18 protein-coding genes and 1 pseudogene are annotated in these 19,221 nt (G+C 64.6%); 9 read left to right on the top strand and 10 right to left on the bottom strand.

The window, feature by feature from the left end:
• Window positions 1–74 (bottom strand): annotated as a pseudogene (locus tag NDI89_RS14260) (IS6 family transposase); the annotation flags it as partial.
• 222 nt (window positions 75–296) lie between these two features.
• Entirely contained in the window at window positions 297–536 is a 240-nt protein-coding gene (locus NDI89_RS14255) for a DUF5816 domain-containing protein (protein WP_277522273.1), read from the bottom strand.
• A gap of 187 nt (window positions 537–723) precedes the next feature.
• On the opposite strand from NDI89_RS14255, the gene NDI89_RS14250 reads away from it, so the two are divergent.
• Window positions 724–1,134 carry a universal stress protein gene (locus NDI89_RS14250; RefSeq protein WP_226006531.1) on the top strand — a complete coding sequence of 137 codons (411 nt, stop codon included), beginning with the start codon at window positions 724–726 and terminating at the stop codon, window positions 1,132–1,134.
• Between the two features lie 21 nt (window positions 1,135–1,155).
• Here the strand turns inward: NDI89_RS14250 and NDI89_RS14245 are convergent, their stop codons facing one another.
• Window positions 1,156–1,599, bottom strand: coding sequence for a universal stress protein (locus tag NDI89_RS14245; protein ID WP_277522282.1), 444 nt, complete (start codon window positions 1,597–1,599; stop codon window positions 1,156–1,158).
• Between the two features lie 100 nt (window positions 1,600–1,699).
• Window positions 1,700–2,710 (bottom strand): mechanosensitive ion channel family protein, encoded by a 1,011-nt coding sequence (locus NDI89_RS14240; RefSeq protein ID WP_277522272.1) that lies wholly within the window; start codon window positions 2,708–2,710, stop codon window positions 1,700–1,702.
• Between the two features lie 137 nt (window positions 2,711–2,847).
• Here NDI89_RS14240 and trmB point away from each other — a divergent pair, with 137 nt between their 5' ends.
• From trmB to NDI89_RS14205, 7 genes are all read left to right on the top strand, one after another.
• A complete protein-coding gene (gene trmB, locus NDI89_RS14235; protein ID WP_277522271.1) occupies window positions 2,848–3,915 on the top strand; it encodes an HTH-type sugar sensing transcriptional regulator TrmB in 1,068 nt (355 codons plus the stop codon).
• Window positions 3,916–4,234: 319 nt separating this feature from the next.
• Entirely contained in the window at window positions 4,235–5,701 is a 1,467-nt protein-coding gene (locus NDI89_RS14230; protein ID WP_277522270.1) for an extracellular solute-binding protein, read from the top strand.
• Window positions 5,691–6,734 carry a carbohydrate ABC transporter permease gene (locus NDI89_RS14225; RefSeq protein WP_277522269.1) on the top strand — a complete coding sequence of 348 codons (1,044 nt, stop codon included), beginning with the start codon at window positions 5,691–5,693 and terminating at the stop codon, window positions 6,732–6,734. Before NDI89_RS14230 ends, NDI89_RS14225 begins: the two co-directional genes overlap by 11 nt.
• On the top strand, window positions 6,734–7,777 hold the full coding sequence (locus NDI89_RS14220; RefSeq protein WP_277522268.1) for a carbohydrate ABC transporter permease: 1,044 nt from the start codon (window positions 6,734–6,736) through the stop codon (window positions 7,775–7,777). The genes NDI89_RS14225 and NDI89_RS14220 overlap by 1 nt, the downstream gene beginning before the upstream one ends.
• Before the next feature lie 4 nt (window positions 7,778–7,781).
• Window positions 7,782–8,969 carry an ABC transporter ATP-binding protein gene (locus NDI89_RS14215; protein WP_277522267.1) on the top strand — a complete coding sequence of 396 codons (1,188 nt, stop codon included), beginning with the start codon at window positions 7,782–7,784 and terminating at the stop codon, window positions 8,967–8,969.
• Window positions 8,970–9,145: 176 nt separating this feature from the next.
• Window positions 9,146–10,213 carry a Gfo/Idh/MocA family protein gene (locus tag NDI89_RS14210; protein WP_277522266.1) on the top strand — a complete coding sequence of 356 codons (1,068 nt, stop codon included), beginning with the start codon at window positions 9,146–9,148 and terminating at the stop codon, window positions 10,211–10,213.
• 65 nt (window positions 10,214–10,278) lie between these two features.
• A complete protein-coding gene (locus tag NDI89_RS14205) occupies window positions 10,279–11,247 on the top strand; it encodes a sugar phosphate isomerase/epimerase family protein (RefSeq protein ID WP_277522265.1) in 969 nt (322 codons plus the stop codon).
• A 14-nt stretch (window positions 11,248–11,261) separates the two neighbouring features.
• Here the strand turns inward: NDI89_RS14205 and NDI89_RS14200 are convergent, their stop codons facing one another.
• Both NDI89_RS14200 and NDI89_RS14195 read right to left on the bottom strand, forming a co-directional pair.
• The gene (locus tag NDI89_RS14200; RefSeq protein ID WP_277522264.1) at window positions 11,262–11,570 is read right to left on the bottom strand and encodes a HalOD1 output domain-containing protein; all 309 of its coding nucleotides are present in this window, start codon (window positions 11,568–11,570) and stop codon (window positions 11,262–11,264) included.
• A gap of 130 nt (window positions 11,571–11,700) precedes the next feature.
• Window positions 11,701–13,110 carry a cryptochrome/photolyase family protein gene (locus tag NDI89_RS14195; RefSeq protein WP_277522263.1) on the bottom strand — a complete coding sequence of 470 codons (1,410 nt, stop codon included), beginning with the start codon at window positions 13,108–13,110 and terminating at the stop codon, window positions 11,701–11,703.
• Window positions 13,111–13,414: 304 nt separating this feature from the next.
• Here NDI89_RS14195 and NDI89_RS14190 point away from each other — a divergent pair, with 304 nt between their 5' ends.
• The gene (locus NDI89_RS14190) at window positions 13,415–14,572 is read left to right on the top strand and encodes a tubulin/FtsZ family protein (RefSeq protein WP_277522262.1); all 1,158 of its coding nucleotides are present in this window, start codon (window positions 13,415–13,417) and stop codon (window positions 14,570–14,572) included.
• Between the two features lie 111 nt (window positions 14,573–14,683).
• Here the strand turns inward: NDI89_RS14190 and NDI89_RS14185 are convergent, their stop codons facing one another.
• The 4 genes from NDI89_RS14185 to NDI89_RS14165 form a co-directional block, all read right to left on the bottom strand.
• The gene (locus NDI89_RS14185) at window positions 14,684–15,124 is read right to left on the bottom strand and encodes a hypothetical protein (RefSeq protein ID WP_277522260.1); all 441 of its coding nucleotides are present in this window, start codon (window positions 15,122–15,124) and stop codon (window positions 14,684–14,686) included.
• 525 nt (window positions 15,125–15,649) lie between these two features.
• Window positions 15,650–16,351: a 6-hydroxymethylpterin diphosphokinase MptE-like protein gene (locus tag NDI89_RS14175; RefSeq protein WP_277522258.1), complete on the bottom strand. Its 702-nt coding sequence runs from the start codon at window positions 16,349–16,351 to the stop codon at window positions 15,650–15,652.
• A gap of 246 nt (window positions 16,352–16,597) precedes the next feature.
• Complete coding sequence (folP, locus tag NDI89_RS14170) at window positions 16,598–17,791, bottom strand: dihydropteroate synthase (protein ID WP_277522257.1); 1,194 nt, start codon at window positions 17,789–17,791, stop codon at window positions 16,598–16,600.
• 79 nt (window positions 17,792–17,870) lie between these two features.
• Complete coding sequence (locus NDI89_RS14165; protein WP_277522255.1) at window positions 17,871–19,100, bottom strand: Cdc6/Cdc18 family protein; 1,230 nt, start codon at window positions 19,098–19,100, stop codon at window positions 17,871–17,873.
• Window positions 19,101–19,221: the final 121 nt, after the last annotated feature.

Here is a 19,221-nt window from a genome sequence, read left to right as displayed (position 1 = left end):
GGTGTCCGCTCTCGCTCCACAAAACTCAAATCGATCCAGTCGCTACACCCACTGAGGCGGCTGATTTTTGGCATAGAGCACCACAAAATCGTGCCGCCTCACTTTTCACGCTTAACGAAACAGCGCCTAACACGAACGGACAGTTACCTCGTCACACTCCCACTCTATTCGGACATTTCGAATCGACTGTCTCGTCGTCGTGCGGATTGATCGGAAGTAGTATAATCTGTCATCCGGTCCGGGTATCGACTCCGTCAACGGTTCGTCGACAGCGGGCTCTCCGCGTCCGGCGAGAGTTATTCGTGAGCGGCGTCCCACTCGGTCGGCTTTCGGAAGTTGCCGCACTCGTTGCACTTGATTCGGCCCATCGAATCCATCGCGTTGTCGAGGCTTTCGCAGTTCGCACAGAACCAACCGTACCGACGCTCCGTATCGCGGGATTCGTAGGCGACCAGAAACGGTCCTTTCGACCCCCTATCGCCGTCCGTCTCGGAAATATAGACGGTATCGCCACCGTCGGTCGACCAGGGTTGCATGGTCACCCGTAGCCTCGCTCGCGATAAAGGAGTGTCTTTCCGTGCCGCATTCGCCGGCTCGGCGAGGAACAGGGCACCGAAATCGACCGGACTAACGAGATGGTACCACTCGACGTATGGGATTAGTTCGCAGTATAGACAGTCCGTACTGAAAGGTTTACACCCCCGGGAATCCTTCGGATCCCTAATGTCGCTGGTCGTGGTTCCCGTCCGGTATCCGTTGTCAAAGCACTCGCGGCGAACGCTCGAGCGGGCGATCGAGATCGCACGCGAGCGAGACGCCGCGTTGACGATCCTCCACGTCGACCTCTACCAGAACGGGAAGAAAGTGACGCGTATCGACCTGAAAAACGCCGTCGAGGCGACGTTCGGACGGCTCGAGAGCGCTCGGTACGTCGTCCGAACCGGCTTTCTCGTCGAGGAGAGCATTCTCGACGAGGTCGCGGCCGAGGAGGCCGACGCGGTCGTCATCGGAACGAAACAGGCGAGCAGGCTCCGACGGCTCTTCCAGCGCTTTACCGACAACCCGGACATCGACAGCTATCTGCGGAGCCACCTCGACTGCGAAGTGATCACGGTCGAGAGCGTCCGCAACTGATCTCGGATCGCGACGACCCCGTCACTCGCCGTTGCCCGCGTTTCGGACGACGAACACCGGAATCGAGGCGTTGTCGACGACTCGCTCCGAGACGCTTCCCAGCGACGTCACCTTCTCGCGGGGACTCTTCCCCCGCGTCCCGATGACGATCAAGTCGATCCCTTCTTCCTCGACGTACTCGAGGATGGTCTTCGCCGGAGTCCCTTGCCGTACCTCGCCGACGGTATCGAGTCCCGCTGCCGCCGCCCGGTCTTCGACGGCAGCCACGGCCTCTCGGCCCTCCGTCTCGAGCGCTCGCTCGAGATCCGTACTGGTGTCTTCGTCGGCGGCAGTGGTGACGCGGCTGTCGACGACGTACAGCGAGTGGACCGTCGCATCGTTGTTCGTCGCGATCGGGAGGCCGTGGTCGAGCGTTTCGGGAACCGTCTCGCTCCCGTCCGTGGGAATGAGAATGTCGTCGTACATCTGTCTGGTAACGGTGAATTGAGTCGGAGGTGGCATAAATCACCCCCACGATAGCGGCCGAACGGCGGATACCGAAGGGGCGGTGGAAACGGGATCCTCGTTACCGATCGGTCTGGTCGGCGGGGCTTTCGCTCGGATTACGCCCCTTGGCCGGTTCGGCTGGCGAGTCCGCGGCCGATCGCTCGGCGCTGGCCCCGTCGACGGACAGGCGCGCGACGCCGCTGGTCTCGTCGAAGACGTGGTGGCGGTGCGGGTAGGCGAACTCGACGTCGAGGTCCGCGAAGCGGTCGCCGATCGCGTCCTGAACCGCCGACCGGACGACGGTCTGCTTGTAGGGATGTTTCATCCAGAAGAACAGCTCGAGGGCGATCCCGTGATCGCCGTACTCGGCGATGTAGCAGGACGGTGCGGCGGCGTACCGGGCGCTCCCGATCCGGATATCCGGGCCGCCGGAGATGACGTCGTCGACACCCCGTGCAGCCCGCTCGGCTTCCTTGCGCGCCGCCTCGAGGTCGCTCTCGTACGTGATGTCGAACTCGACCGAGACCCGCGTCCGCTCGTCCTCGGCGGAGTAATTGACGACGTCGCGCGCGTGAATCTCGGAGTTCGGGATGACGATGAAGGTGTTCTGAAGGGTGAAGATCTTGGTGTAGCGGATCGTGATGTCCTCGACGAATCCGCGGTGGCCGGCGTCGGAGACTTCGATCATGTCGCCGATCTCGTAGGGGCGATCGGCGAGGACGTAGAGGCCGTTGATGAAGCTGCCGGCCAACGGTGCGAGGACGATCGCGATCACGGCCGAAATGACGGTCACCGACAGGAGGATCTCCGTGTCGCCGACGCCGACGATGCCGGCGGCGATACCGGCTGCCCAGAGGAAGACGGCAAGTCTCACCCCCCGGAGAACGGTACGCGTGACGCTCGGCCGCTCGATCTTGCGGGCGACCGTCCGACCGGCGATCCGAACCGCGAGCTTCGAGAGATACCAGCCGGCGGCGAGGACGATGAGCGCGAGGAAGATCTCGACCGCCTGTTGCGGAACCCGTCCGGGAAGCTGGTTCGAGATGGCCTCGGCCATCGAGTCGCCGTTCCCCTGTAAGACCGCGCGCATACCAACACGCTCTGGCCCGGCGTGGTTAAGCGTTCTGACCCTTCGTTCGACCGCCGGGGAAAAACAACCCAATTTCGAAAACGGGTGCTACTCGGAGTATAATAAATCATTTAGCGGCCGGGAGCATAGGGACCGATATGGCACCAGACGAACTTCGCTCGACCGTCGAGCGAGTCGGGGACCGGTTCAACCTCGGCGAGTACGAGATCGACGCCTATCTCACCGTGTTAGAGCAGGGCCAGCTCACGGCGAGCGAGATCGCGGACCGAACGGACATTCCCCAGCCGCGCGTCTACGACACGGTTCGCAGCCTCAGCGATCGCGGACTGGTCGAGCTACGCGAGTCCCGTCCGATGAAAGTCGTCGCGATCGATCCCGGCGAGGCCTTCGACGACGTCCAGACCTCCTTCGAACAAATGATCGAGGAACTCGAGGCCCGCTACACCGCGCCGGCCCGCGATACGGAGGCCGTCTCGCTGGTCAAGTCCAGATCGACGATCCTCCGTTACCTCGAGGAGGTCATCGACGCCGCGGAGTTCGAACTCGCGCTGTCGTTGACGCCGGACCTGCTGACCCGCTTCGAGGCGGAACTGCGAGCGGCGGTCGACGCCGGCGTCAGCGTCGACCTGATCGTGACGCCCGCGAGCGAGGCCCCGGACCCGTCGGACTTCGCGTACGGCGAGGTCGCGACGACGGCCCGCGCCCGTCGGGGGATCACGACGCCGGTCGTCGCCGTCGCCGACGGGAACTACTCGGTCTACGCCACGCAGGACGCCCTGCGCGACGATCAGGACCGGTACGGCGTGATTTTCAATCGATCGGCGCTCGGCTTCCTCATCTCCGGCTTCTTCGGGACCGTCCTCTGGACGACCGCCGACAGGACGCTCGGCGAGGACGGCACCGCTCGGTCGTACCCTCGGACGTACGCCTCCATCCGTCGCTGCGTCAAGGACCTCATCGACGAGGGCGGCGAGTTCTACGCGACCATCGACGGCCGGGACGTCGAGGTCGGCGGCCAGCGAATCGTCCGCGGCCGGGTCCGCGACATCGACTTCGAGGTCAGCGAAGAGGTCGCGAGCCTCACGATCGAAACCGACGACGGCGACGCGGTCTCCGTCGGTGGCCGGGTCGCCGCCCTCGAGGACGTCGAGGCCCACGAGATCCACATCGGCCGGAACGAGCCCCCGACGCTCGAGGAGCGCTGACGCGGTCGACCGTCTGGGCCGTCGAACGTCGGTCATCGAAGCGGTTTGTCCACTGTCGGAGGGTCACGGGCTCGACGGACGAGTCGCGCTAGTTGCGCCGCCGAACTACGATCAGTGCCATTGTAGTCCATCGGCTGGCACCTGCCGACCGTCCGTCGGCAATACGGGATTAGGGCGTTCCTGACGACGGTCACTGCCGGTCGTCGATGAACGGATCGAGTGCTCGGTGTTCGTAACCGAATCCATATCCGAACACTCACATTTTATTACCATATTTATAGCTAACAATTAAGTCGGTGAACGTGGTCCGTTTCTTCGCATGGGACACGATACCGCCGGTCAAAGTGACCGCTCCCGTTTCGGGCGGCGATCGTTCCTGAAAGCCGCATCGGTGTCGACGGCGGGGGCGGTCGCCGTCACCGGCTGTCTGGGTCGGGGGCGCGAAGCGAACACCGTGGTGATGACCGCCGACTCGGGTGTCGCGGGGATCATACACAGCGAGGGCGACGAACCCTCGGTCCAGCAGGCGCTCTGGGACGCCGGCCTCGACGAAGAGATCCGCCTCGAGATCCAGACCGTCGTCAGCGACTCCGCAGCGCGGATGCAGACCGCTCAATCGGCGCTCGAGGCGGGTCGCGCTCCGCCCGACATTCACATGATGGACAGCGGCTGGACGGTCCCGTTCGTCCTCCGGAATCAGACGGTCAACCTGACCGAGGAGCTCTCCGAGGACGTGCTCGAGCGAGTCAACAGCAACTACCTCGAGGCCATCCTCGAAACGGCTCGCCATCCCCAGACCGGAGATCTCCACGCCCTGCCGTTCTTTCCGGACCTGGGGTTCACGCTGTACCGCGAGGATCTGATCGAAGACGCCGGCTACGACACCGGCAACTGGCCGTCGGAGCCGCCGTCCTGGGAGGAGTTCTCGGCGGCGGTCCGCGATGCGCGCGATCAGGCCGGACTCGACTACGGATTCACGACGCAGGCGGCCGCCTACGAGGGACTGTCCTGCTGTACGTTCAACGAAGTGATGACGTCGTGGGGCGGGGCGTACTACGGCGGGGCGGACAACCTCTTCACCGCGGGCGACCGGCCGATCACCGTCGACGAGGAGCGCTGCATCGACGCGATCCGAATGATGCGCTCGTTCATCGAGGGCGAGGAGGAAAACACCATGGACGGCTACGCACAGATCTGTCCGTCGGCGATCGTCCAGTGGACCGAACAGCAGTCGCTCAACCCGTTCGCGGCCGGCAACGCCGTTTCGAACCGTAACTGGTCGTACGCGATCGCGGAGACGGGTACCGAGGAGGCGTTCGGCGAGAACCTCGGCGTGATGACGCGGCCGTACGCGGTCTCCCAGCAGGAGGCCGAGTACGACGGCACCGGCGGCACCGTCGCGGCGCTGGGCGGCTGGAACCTCGCCGTGAGCCCGTTTTCGGAGCGCCAGGATCAGGCGCTCCAGGTCCTCGAGGCGTTCGCCACCGAGGAGGTCATGCTCACGGTCTTCGAACTCGGGGGCTACTTGCCGCCGAACCTCGATCTGGTCGCGGCGGCCAGTCCGGAGGATGTCGGCCCCGTCGTTCGCTACGACGACGTGGTCCAGCAAGCCAGCGAGAACGCGATTCCGCGCCCCGCGACCGATCTCTGGCCGGAACAGTCCGCGCTGATCTATCAATCGGTCAACGCGGCATATCGCGGCGAGCAATCGCCCGAGGCCGCGATGAGCGACCTCGCGGACGAACTCGAGCAGAGCGAAGCCGAGGTGGAAACGAATGGCGACTGATACGGATACGGACGGGCTGATCGGCGATGAATCCGGACGGGAGGGGGACCGGGATCGGACCGGTAACGCCGTCGTCAACTGGATGGAAGGACTGAGCGAGGCGGCATACGCGTACCTGCTGTTGTTGCCGGCGTTCGCGTTGCTGACGCTGATCGCGTTCTATCCGATGATACGCACGTTCGTCATGTCGCTTCGCGCCAACCAGACGCGGGGACTCGACCCGCTCGGCGGCTTCGTCGGCATCGAGAACTACGTCGACATCCTCACCGGGAACGCGCGACTGGCTCGGCAGTTCCTCGACGTCGGACTGACGTCGTCGTTCCCGTTTATCGAACTCGGCACTCCGTTCTTCCAGCAGGCGCTGTTCGTCACGCTCGCGTTCGCGGTCATCAGCGTCATCTTCGAGACGGTGATCGGGTTCGGCCAGGCGTACGTGCTCGACCAGGAGTTCACGGGGCGTCGATGGGTCCGCGTGGCGATCATCCTCCCGTGGGCGGTGCCGATCGTCATTCAGGGGATGATCTTCTTCCTGCTGTTCCAGCCGACGGTCGGGTTCGGCTCCGACCTCATGCAGAGCATCGGCGTCTTCAGCGGGACGCCGCTGGCCAACAGCCGGGACGCGTTCATCATCATCCTCGTGGCCGACATCTGGAAGTCGTCGGCGTTCATGGCCCTGCTGATCCTCGCGGGACTCCAGAGCGTCGACCGAAGCCTGTACGACGTCGCGCGCGTGGCCGGGGCCTCGCCGTGGCAGCGATTCAAGCTGATCACGCTCCCGCTCGTGATGCCGGCCCTGCTGGTCGCGATGCTGTTCCGAACCATGGACGCGATGCGCGTCTTCGGGCTGATCGAGTCGACCGCCGGCTGTACGACCGTCCCGTCGCTGAGCTGTCTCGTCGTCGAGGCGATGTTCGGCGGGACCCGCATCTACGCGACGGCCGCCGCCGTGGCCTTCTCCACGGCGCTCGTAATCGGCCTGATCATCGGCGGCTACGTGCTACTCTTCCGTGACACCGAAGGAGGGATGTACTGATGTCCGATCCGAGAGATTCCACCGATTCGAACGACACCGGAGGCATCGACGACGCGGGCGACGGACCGCCGCGAGATCCGACTCTCCGCCGACCCGACGGCGGCACGTCCGTCCTGGAGGACGATCGCGACGCCGAACTCGACCGCGGCCCGTTCCAGCGGTGGGTAGCGAACTCCATCTCCCACCCCGAGCGGGTGTACCGGGCGATGTTCTACGTCGCGGCGATCTTCTTCCTCGTGACGACGCTGTTCCCGTTCTACTGGCTGCTCATGGTGGCATTGACGCCGGAAGGGCAGCTCCAGGACATCGTCTTCACGCCGAACGGGTTCAATCCGGGCGCGTTCGTCGAAGTCTTTCAGGTCATCCCGTTCCACGTCTACATGTTCAACAGCTTCGTGATCGCGCTGGCCTCGACGGTCGTCGTGCTCGTCATCGCCAGCCTCGCCGGCTACGCCTTCGGCCGCCTCGAGTTCCCCGGCCGAACGCCGCTCATGCTACTGGTGTTGATCATTTCGTTCTTCCCGCCGGCCGCCTTCTTCATCCCGCTGAACGACCTCTTTAACACCTCGTTCGTGTTCCTCGAGCCGATCACCGGCGACGGCACGCTCTACAACACGCCGTTCGCCCTCGTGACCCCGCTGTCGGCGATCTTCATGCCCCTCGCGATATTCATTCTCACTACGTTTTACGGACAGATCCCGGACGGTCTGGAGGACGCGGCCCGCGTCGAGGGGACGACTCGCCTCGGCGCGCTGTTCCGGGTCATCATCCCGCTGTCGGCACCCGGCGTCGCGACGGCCGGCGTGTTGACGTTCATCGCCGTCTACAACGAGTTCTTCTTCTCGTTCCTGATGACGGACGGTCAGCCGGAGAACTGGGCGCCGATCCTCGACGGGATCCTCGCCTATCAGGGGCAGTACGAGGTGTTGTACAACCTCATGGCCGCCGCGAGTATCCTCGGGGTGATCCCCGTCGCGATCCTCGTGGTCATCGCGCAGGAAAAGATCGTCAGCGGACTCACCGCAGGAGCACTCAAGGAGTAATACAATGGCACGAGTACGACTCGAGAACATCACGAAACGGTACGGAGACGAAACGGCGGTCGACGACATCAGCCTCGAGGTCGAGGACGGCGAGTTCGTCACCTTCGTCGGCCCCTCGGGCTGTGGGAAGTCGACGACGATGGAGACGGTCGCCGGGTTGACCCAGCCGACCGAGGGACGCGTCTACATCGGCGACGACGACGTCACCGATCTCGCGCCGAAGGATCGGGGCGTCGCGATGGTCTTCCAGAACATCGCGCTGTTCCCGCACATGGACGTCTACGAGAACATCTCCTTCGGGCTGCGACTGCGGAAGTACGACGACGAGGAAGTCCGGCGACGCGTCGAACAGGCCGCCGACATCGTCCAGCTCGAGGGGATGTTAGACCGAATGCCCAAGGAGATGTCCGGCGGCCAGCAACAGCGGGTCGGCATCGCCCGCGCGATCGTTCGCAATCCAGACGTGTTCCTGATGGACGAACCGCTGGCCAATCTCGACGCGAAGTTACGGGTCCACATGCGGACGGAGCTCCAGCGGCTCCACCGCGAGCTGGGTGCGACGGTCATCTACGTCACCCACGATCAGGCGGAGGCGATGACGATGTCGAATCGGATCGCGGTGCTAAACGACGGTAAACTCCAGCAGATCGCGGCCCCGCTTACCTGCTACAACGAACCCACGAACCTGTTCGTGGCGGGCTTCATCGGCTCGCCGTCGATGAACTTCGTGGAAGGCGAGCTCGTCGAGAGCGGCCTCGAGACGACCAACTTCGACGTCGAGTTCGACCCCTCCCGCGTTCCGGACGCGACGGTCGGCGACGACGTCACGCTCGGTATCCGGCCGGAAGACGTCCACCTGACCGAGTACGCCGACTCGCTCGCCTCGTCGACAGACCCGATCGACGCCCGAACCGACGTCCTCGAGCCGATGGGCGACGAGGTCTTCGTCTATCTGTTGCTCTCCGAGGCGGCGGCGGGGTCGATGGAACAAGATCCGGCCGCGTCACCGAATCAGTTGCTGATGAGCGTCACACCGGACACGGACATCGAGGCGAATCAGGACGTCGACGTCGTGTTAGACCGGTCGAAGGTCCACCTCTTCGATACGGCCACCGGTAACGCGCTCGTCCACGGCCTCACCGATCTCCCCGAGCGAGAGCCCGGCACGACGCCGACCGAAGCGGACAGCTGAGCCGCCCCGTCATGGTGGGAGGTCGGTTCTCGATCGGACTCGCGTCTCCGCGTGGCCCCGTCACTCCCTCGTTTGGCGACGGACGGAAGTCGCTCGAGTCGAAAGAGTAGAGATAGCGGATACCGGTGTATCGGACTGAAACGAGACGGCCGCCGGCAGCACCAGATTACAGGGAAATGACACTCGATCGATCGAACATCGAAACCGGGATCGTCGGTCTCGGCAACATCGGCCAGTACCACGCGGAGCGACTCGTGGACCTCGGGGTGACGCTCACCGGTGGGATGGACATCGCCGCCGAGGCGAGAACGCGCTTCGCCAGACGCTACGACGTGGACGTGTACGACGACCACCGCGAGTTGTACGACACCGTCGACGCGGTGATTATCACGACGCCGAACAAGTACCACGAAGAGTATGCCGTCGACGCCTTCGAACGGGACCTCCACGTGCTCCTCGAGAAGCCACTCGCCCACTCGCTCGAGAGCGCCGAACGGATCGCAGATGCGGCGGCCGAATCCGAGGGCCACGCCGCGGTCGGCTTCAACAATCGGTTCGCGAACACGGTCCGGATCGTGAGAGATCGAATCGATCGGGGGAATCTCGGCGACGTCTCGCACGTCGAGGCCAACTACGTCCGTCGACGAGGCATCCCGGGGCGCGGGTCGTGGTTTACCCGCCACCAGATCGCGGGCGGGGGCGCGCTCATCGACCTCGGGGTCCACGCGATCGATCTCGCCCTCTATCTCCTCGGCTATCCCGACCTGCGGGAGGTCAGCGGCGTCGTCCGCAGCGAGTTCGGCGACCGCGAGGAGTACGCCTACCTCGACATGTGGGCCGAAGACGCGGGGCCCGAGGGGTTCGACGTCGACGACTCGGCCAGCGCGTTCATTCGCTGTGACGGAAACCGAACGGTCTCGCTCGAGGTCGCGTGGGCGACCAACCGACCGGCGACCCACGAGTTCGTCGTCCGCGGCTCCGAGTCCGCCGCCCGGTTCGACCTCCTCGACGGCGATCTCAGCGTTCACTCGGCGAGCAACGAGGGCCCCGATCACCTCGAGGATACGAGCATCGAGACGCGACAGAACGACACCCACTCGGACGAGCAGCAGGCGTTTTTCGACCGGATCGTCGGTGACGAAGACCGCGACGACAGCGTCGAGGAGGCGCTCGAAGTCCAGCGAGTCATCGAGAGCATCTATCGCTCGAGCGACGAGGGCCGAACGATCGCGTTCGACGAGTGAGCCGCACGCGTCACCGGGGACGTGCCGGCCCCGCGTTTTATTTTTCCGGCAGTGGTCACTCCCGTATGGAAATCGGCGTCCACACGCCACCGCTGGCCGACGAACCGCTCGAGAAGGCGCTCCCCTACCTCGATGGGCTCGGCGTCGACGCGATCGAACCCGGCGTCGGCGGCCATCCGGGACAGGCTCACCTGACGCGCGACGAGTATCTGGACAACGACACCGAGCAGGCCGAGCTCCGCGACGTGCTCGACGAGTACGACATGCGGATCAGCGCGCTCGCGACGCACAACAACCCCCTGCATCCCGACGAGGAGCGCGCCGAGACGGCCGATACCGAGCTTCGCGAGGCGATTCAGTTGGCCGCGCAACTGGACGTCGGGTCCGTCACCTGTTTCTCGGGACTTCCGGCCGGCGGTCCGGACGACCAGGTTCCGAACTGGATCACGGCACCCTGGCCGCCGGAACACGACGAGGCCCTCGAGTACCAGTGGGAACGAGCCGTCGACTACTGGGAGGACATCGCCGACGAGGCCGCCGATCACGGGGTCGATATCGCGATCGAGATGCATCCGAACATGTTGGTGTACGAGCCCCACGGCATGGCACGGCTGCGCGAGGAGACCGGCGACAGGATCGGTGCGAACTTCGATCCCTCGCACCTCTACTGGCAAGGGATCACGATCACCGACGCGATCCGGTATCTGGGCGAGCGCGACGCGATCCACCATTTCCACGCCAAGGACACCAAGATCTACGACGCACGGGCCCGCGAAAAGGGCGTGCTGGACACGACTGCCTACGACGACGAGCCCAACCGGTCGTGGCTGTTTCGATCGGTCGGCTACGGACACGACGAAACTCACTGGAAGGACATCGTCTCGACGCTCCGGATGGTCGGCTACGACGGCGCGCTGAGCATCGAACACGAGGACTCGCTGACCAGTTCGCGGGAGGGACTCGAGAAAGCGATCGATCTGCTCGCTCGCGCAGTCTTCGAAACCCGACCCGGAGAGGCCTACTGGGCCGAGTGAACTCGATTCGGCCGTCAGTCCCCGAACGAACTGTCGATCGAGTCGGTGGAATCGAGGTCTCGAACGTCGACGTCACTGCCCGGACGGACCAGGACCTCGTACCCCTCGTACTCCAGACGAACCACCGCGTTGGTCGCGATACCGGCAGTGGTGTGGAACAGATCGTCGAGGGCTTCCGGATTGACGACGGTAAACAGCGGGTCGTAGGCCGGGGGCTCGACGTCGGTGATATCGACGCCCTCGTGTTCGGCGATAGCCTCGATGATGGCCTGTGTTGGCGACACCGAACCATCGGGCGTCGAGGTTTCGTCCGGGGAGGACATACCAGCGGCTAGGATAGTCATTCGGAAAAGGATGGTGTCAAATATAGTTATTCGCATTCCCTACATATTACGGCAAGAGCTATCGATTTTACGTTCAATCGGGACGTGGGAACCTGAACGCGGCACCTCACTAATCTGATGACTCGCCGCGCGCTTGCTCGAACAATTCGATCGCCTGTTCTCGTCGCTCCGCGTGGTCGACTATCGGAGCCGGATAGCCGGGAGCGAGCCGTTCCCGCTGTGCCGGCTCGAGCTCGTGCCAGCCGTGGATCTCGTCGGCGGTCGCGTCGGCGAGTTCGGGAACGTGGTCGCGGATGTACTCGGCGTCGGGGTCGTACTCTCGGCCCTGTTTCATCGGGTTGAAGACCCGGAAATACGGCTGGGCGTCGGTACCGGTCGAGCCAGCCCACTGCCAGCCGCCGACGTCGTTCGCGGTGTCGTGATCCGCGAGTCGCCGCCGAAACCAGTCGTAGCCCCTCCGCCAGTCGATCATGAGGTCCTTCGTCAGAAAGGATGCGACGAGCATCCGCACGCGGTTGTGCATCCATCCCTCGGTCCGGAGCTGGCGCATCCCCGCATCGACGATCGGATATCCCGTTTTCCCGGCTTGCCACGCCTCGAGGCCGTCCGGGTCGTCGCGCCATTCGATCTCGTGTTCGTACCCGCTGAAATTCTCCGTAACGGTCTCGGGATTGAACGCGAGGACGTGCGCGTAAAACTCCCGCCAGGCGAGCTGGCGCTGGAACTCGCGGACGCTCTCGCGGTCGTCGTCGGTCGAGGCTCCCTCGGCGGCGCGTTCAGTCGCCGCGTACAGTTCTCGCGGCCCGATCGTCCCCCACTTGAGGTGCGGTGAGAGTCGCGAGGTCCCGCTGGCCGCGGGATAATCGCGCCGGTCGGCGTAGTCGTAGATCGGCCCGGAGCAGAAATCGGCGACTCGCTCTCGAGCCGCCGCCATCGTCACCGTCGGCGGCGTCGCCTCGGGCTCGTCGAACCCGAGCTCGGCGAGCGACGGAATCGGCTCGCCGGACACGTCGGCGAGATCCGCCGCAGCCGGTTCGTCGACCGCCACTCGCTTGTCGCGATCGCGCCACTTCTTCCAGAAGTACGAAAACACCGAGTAGTGGTCGCCCTGATTCGGCGTTATCGACCCCGGTTCGTGATGGATCGCGTCGTGTACCGACTCCGTCGCGATACCCGCTTCCTCGAGCGCCGCCCGCACCGCCCGATCGCGCTCCCGCGCGAGGCCGCTGTAGTCCTCGTTCCAGACGACTCTCGTCGCGTCGCGCGCCGCCGCCACCTGCGGAACGACCCCGCTCGCCTCGCCGCGAGCGACGAGCAGGTCGCCCCCGCGGTCCCGGTACCAGGAGCGAAGGTCGGCGAGGGACTCGAGCAGACACGCGACGCGGACCGGCGACGCGTGCTCGAGGACTGTCGGATCGAGGACGAACAGCGGGACGACCGGCTCCCCGGTCGACGCAGCGCGTGCCAGCCCCCGATTGTCGGTCGTCCGGAGGTCCCGGCGGTGCCAATGTACGATCACACTCGGTCTGACGACTCGAGGACCGAAAACGTGCGGTTGTCGGTGATCCGCGAGGTCGCGGAACCGGTCGGACGGTCGACTCCCCGTCGATTCGACAGGCGCAATCGACACTCAGCGGTCGATGAAAGTTCGGATTAGGAGAAAGTAGTGACGCAATGACATACTTTGTATCGACTATACGTCGCGCATAACAATGCTTCGTAAGAGGGTCTCGAGTGACGTGGAACCCGTTCCGATCCCGGCAGACCGCCGGTCCCCAGTGAGCGGTCACGGTCGCGCCGGGGAACGGCCACGATAGACAGCTATGAAACTCGCACTCATCGGCTTCGGTCAGGCAGGCGGGAAGGTAGTCGACGAGTTCCTGTCGTTCGACGACGCGATCGGCGGCGGCTTCATCGAATCGGCGATCGCGGTCAACTCCGCGACGACGGACCTCAAGGGACTCGAGCGAATACCGGACGAGAACCGTATCCTCATCGGTCAGGCGCGCGTGAAGGGCCACGGCGTCGGGGCCGACAACGAACTCGGGGCGGAAGTCGCCGAGGCGGACATCGACGAGATTCAGGGCGCGATCGATCGGATCCCCGTCCACGAGATCGACGCCTTCCTCATCGTCGCCGGGATGGGCGGCGGCACCGGGTCGGGCGGCGCACCCGTCCTCGCGAAACACCTCAAGCGAATCTACACGCAGCCCGTCTACGGGCTCGGCATCCTCCCCGGGACGGACGAAGGCGGTATCTACACGCTCAACGCCGCTCGATCGTTCCAGACCTTCGTCGACGAGGTCGACAACCTGCTCGTCTTCGACAACGACGCATGGCGCAGCGCCGGCGAATCAGTCGAAGGCGGTTACGACCGCATCAACCGCGAGATCGTCGAGCGGTTCGGCCTCCTCTTCGCCGCCGGCGAGGTCGAACAGGGCGATCACGTCGCCGAGAGCGTCGTCGACTCGAGCGAGATCATCAACACGCTCTCGAACGGCGTCTCGACGATCGGCTACGCGCGGGAAGTGGTCGACACCGACGGGGGACTGCTCTCGTCCCTGACCGGTGACGACGAGTTCGACGACGGTGCCGCGACGAACCGAATGACCAGCCTCGTCCGCAAGGCCGCTCTCGGACGACTCACGCTCCCCTGTGACGTCTCGAGCGCGGATCGGGGGCTGGTCGTCGCCACCGGGCCGCCGTCCCATCTCAACCGCAAGGGCGTCGAGCGCGGCCGCCAGTGGCTCGAGGACGAGACCGCGAGCATGGAGATCCGCGGCGGCGATTACCCGATCCCCAGCCGGGACGAGGTCGGCGCGATCGTCCTGCTGTCGGGCGTGACGGACGTGCCGCGGATCGAACAGCTCCAGCAGGTGGCGATCGAGGCCCAGGAGACCACCGAGGACGTCCGGGCGAGCGCCGACGAGGAATTCTCGTCGCTGATGGACACCGGCGGCGAACTGGACGCGCTGTTCTAGCTCGTCGGTGCTCGAGGCAGTCCTACTGTGCTCGTTCGGGCCGATGATCGTATGTACCGGTCGCGCTCGGCGGGAGTTGGACGACTCCGAAAGTGGTTCGAGGCGTCTCGGTCAGTGTTCCGCATCGGACGGGCCGACGAGCTGATCGACTGCCGATCGGAATCCGGGACTCTCCCGGTACCACAGCCAACAGCCCACGCCGGCGGTCAACAGCGAGCCCGCGATGAGGCCGACCGTTCCAGCGAGAAGCGCGGTTGCACCGGTTCCGGAGACCGCGAAGACGTTCGCCGGGTTGTCGTGAATGAAAAAGAAGTAGGTGACGAACCAGGCGTTGGTGAGCATCGTCGAGACGAGAACTGGCGCACCGTACGAGTAATTTCGCGCCCAGATCAACCCGATCGCGACGAGCGGCCCCACCAGGCCGACGATGGCGATAAACGCCGGTTGGCCCTGCGTGAGGGGGGCATCGGCCGTCGACAGGGCGATCCCGAACAACCCACAGAGTGCCAGATAGAGTATAAACGGCGTCGTTGCGATGAGTCGTTGATCCACGTCGTATCGTGATCACCTGTTCGTCTTAACCGTTATTACCAACATATTTTCATTATGTGCTCCACGACGGCGGTTTTCGAGGTGATGGTCTCAGGCAAAGGGGACCGGGGACAGCGGCGAAATACCCGACAGTCGTCTCGGGTCGACATCGCAGTTCGTCGACCTCGGTCGAGACGGTCTCTACGTGACCGGCCGGGAACGAGTGACTCGGAGGCCGTAGGCACTGATTACTTCGTTTCGGGAATCAAAGCGACCATGACTGTACGTATAACTGGACAATAACGAATTGTGATATTCGAGACGGACTGAGCATGCAGAGACAGGAGAACGGAACTACGACGCGGTCACCGATACGAAGAGCGCTCTCGGCCGTCTTCGGCCGAGTAACCGATCGATCCGTCATCGAAGAATGTCGTCGATGCGGGACGACCCTCGAGTCGGCGACGACGTGTCCCGCCTGTGGCGGTACCGACATCGTCGAATACCGAATCGAGTGACTGCGACACGAGGTGTCCCGAGTCGGCGCTACTCGAGCGGAAGCGAAGCGGTGTCGATCGCGTCACGTCGTTCGTCGAGTACCGCGAACCGCTCGTCTCGGCGCGACTCGAGCCAGACGAGGAGGCGCTCGGCCCACTCGAGCTTGCGCGCTTTCGGCGCGTCGACCGCGGGATCGTCGAAGTCCCAACCGACGAACGTGAGGCGACCGGTCCCGAGGTGATCGGCGAGGAACGCCGCCCGATCGCCGTCGGTGAACCCGCCGAAGTTCCGAACCGGTCCGCGCGGTGCGGCCTGCGTCGTCGGGAGCACGTACGCGTCGTCGCAGTTCGGAACGACCTCGCGGATCGCCTCGAGATTGTCCCCGTGGCCGTGAACCGCGACCGGAACGCCGGCCGCCGTGAGTCGCTCGACGGTCTCCGGGTTCTTGTCGAGGTCGGTCACCATGCAGTCGGCGTCGATACCATGTGCCGCGAGGGTATCGACGGCGGTCGACGCCGCGACGACCGCGTCGGCCTCGCGGGCCCGCTCGAGGTCCGTTTCGGTCTCGAGGGACGGACCGGCACCGGCGATCGCGACGGTCGTCTCGGGGCCGATCGGCAGCTCGGTCGGATCGAACGACTCCTCGAGGCGGGCCGCGAGGAGGTCTCGTCCCCGCTCGTCGCCGGCTCGGTCGTAGGCGAAATCCCGGAGAATCGCCTCGTAGACGGGCTCCCACTCGTCGAACTCCATGTCGATATCCGTGCTCGTCGCTCTACGGATTTGGGTGTTCGGTATCGGCAGTCGTCCCGATCGATGGCGAGGCCACCACCTATAAGATCCGTGTCAGTACCGCGCGATCGGCCTGGTCAGCACTGGGCAACGTAGCACCACAATAATTCCGTGTTATGGGCCGGGGGTCGCCTCCAAAGTACCCCTACCCGGGAGGCCGCCCGGCGTCCACTCCCCTCTTTCGAAGCATCCGGCATAAGCTTTCTCTTAACGCAGCAGTGTTGACAGCTTCTCGCCGAGACCGCCGAGGCGGCCGTTTTCTTCACTCAGGCGTCCTGATACATCGGAAACGTCCCTCGTCGATCCCATGAGAAGAAGTCGCACGTCAGACGCGCGTTGGACGTCCACGCCGTGATCGGTCGCGATCGACATCAATCGCTCGCTGGCGTCGGCGTCGAGCCCCTCGACCTCGAGGAGTTGGGTCTGCCAGTCGTCGGCGAACGCTGGATCGATACCGCGCTCCCTGAGCTGGGCTCGAAACTCGCGGGTCGAGCGAACGTCCAGTTGCGAGACGGTGACTCCCTCGGCGGAGGCGCTCGACCGCTCCGTGAAGGCCTTCCCGATCAGGGCTGCGTCCCGGGTTTCGGCCACGTCGTGGGTTCGGATCACGTGTGCGCCGCGTTCGACGGCCATCGAGGTCGCCGCGAGGCTGACCGGGAGTCGCTCCTCGGTCTCGCGGCCCGCGATCTCGCCGAGGAAGTTCTTCCGGTTGATCGAGACCAGCATCGGCCGATCGAGGGCCCGGAACTCCCGAAGTCGGCGGAACGCGTCGTGGTCGTCCGCGACCGTTTGCGCCTCGCTCCACCCGCCGAACGCGGGGTCGATAATCGTCTTGTCCGTTAGCCCGTTCTGTTTCAGTGCCTCGTAGACCCGATCGACGTAGTCGGCCTGCGACGCCCACTCCGGCGACTTCCGCGCCGCCCAGTCCGTCTCCTCGACCGCACCCGGCCGTTCGATATCCGGCGGGCTCGCCATCTTCGCGACCGCGACGTCGCGGTCCTCACAGACCGCGGGCATCTCCGGGTCGGCGAACCCGCAGATGTCGTTGACCATGTCGAATCCCTGCGAGAGCGCCTCGTCGGCCACCTCAGCGTAGCGCGTCTCGATCGAGAAGATCGCGTCCCCGGAGACGCTCTCGATGGTCTCGAGCGCGACGTGAAGCCGCTCGAGTTCCTCCTCGGCCGAGAGGACGTCGAAGCGCTTGTTCGCCGACTCGAGGCCGATGTCCACGATATCGGCTCCCTCACCGATCAGGTCCTCGTCGACGTAGCGGGCCGCCTCGCCGGGGTCGTCGAAAACGCTCGGATCGTAGGGCGATTCTTCGCTGACGTTCAACACGCCCATGATTCGGGGCGGGTGGTCGTCCCCGATTCCCAGTCCGGCGGCATCGACGCTGTGCATACCCGGTCTGAGGAAGCGAGGCAAAAAGGTATCGCGGTTCCGGCGAACTCGAGTGCGAGGTGAAGCGACCGCCGGCGAGCTACGCCTCGTCCTCGAGCACGGCCAGTCGCGAGTCCCGCAGGAGCACCTTCTTGACGATCGAGGGGTTCTCGAGGAGGCGGTGTTTGGCGTGTGCGCCGCGACCGCGGCCGCGGCCCTCGCGTTCGGATTGGATGACGTTGAGGAAGTTCTGTTCCTGGAGGATCTCCTGCACGCGGCGCTCGGAGAGGACGTCGAAGTCGAGCCGGCGGGCGACCTCCTTGTACTGGTTGTAGATGATCTTCGTCGGGAACTCCTTCTCCGAGCTGTTCTCGGTCAGCAGGGTCAGCGAGTAGAGGATCGCCTTCGCCTGCTGGGGGGAGCCCTCGATCAACTCGTTGAAGCGGTCGGCCTCGGTCTTCTCCTTGGCGTCGCGGACGTGATCCGCGGTGACCCGCGTCTCATTTCGCTTCTTCGCGATGCGACCCGCGTTCCGGAGGATGTCGATGGCCTTGCGGGCGTCGCCGTGTTCCTGCGCCGCGAGGGCGGCCGTGAGGGGAATGACGTCGTCGGAGAGCACGCCGTCGTGAAACGCGTCGCGGCGTTTCTCGAGGATCTCGACGAGCTGGTTGGCGTCGTACGGCGAGAAGACCAGTTCGTCCCGCGAGAGGCTCGACTTGACGCGTTCGGAGAGGTGATCCGGGAAGTCGATCTTGTTCGAGATACCGATGATGCCGATGCTCGAGTCGGAGATCCGCCTGTTTTCGCCGGCCCTGGAGAGCTTCCGGAGCACCTCATCGTCCTCGAGCATGTCGATCTCGTCCAAGATGACGATGGTGACGTCGGTACAGTGATCGATGGCCTGCCAGAGGCGCTTGTAGTAGTCGCCGGTGCCGAGACCGCGGTCGGGGACGGTGACGCCGCTCGCGTCGGGTTCGTTGACGATCTGAGCGATCGTCTTGACGATGGACGCCTCCGTGTTCTGCTCGCCGCAGTCGATGAAGGCGTACCGGACGGTGATATCGTCGTGTTCGGCCTCGGTGATCACTCGCTGGGTGACCGACCGCGAAATGAGGGATTTGCCGGTGCCGGTCTTGCCGAAGATGAACAGGTGGTTGGGCTCGCTCCCGAAGATCGCCGGGTTCAGGGCGTCCGCAACCCGTTGCATCTGCTCGTCGCGACCGACGATCCGATCCGGGCCGGGCAGGTGCGTGATCTCGAGCAGGCGCTCGTCGGCGAAGACCGGATCGTCGTACCGAAAGAGCGGGTCTCGATCGTCGTTGGCGGACATTGCGATGTGCCGTCCCTTTCAACTGGATTGAAATAAAGATGTGGGGATCGATCGCGGATGTAAACCGACCCGTTGAGGGACTCGAGCGGGTATTCTCGGCCGCATGTCCGAGCGGGCCGCG

This window comes from Natrinema salsiterrestre, assembly GCF_029502005.1.
Lineage (GTDB): Archaea > Halobacteriota > Halobacteria > Halobacteriales > Natrialbaceae > Natrinema > Natrinema salsiterrestre.
This window is presented reverse-complemented; position numbering and strand designations above follow the sequence as displayed.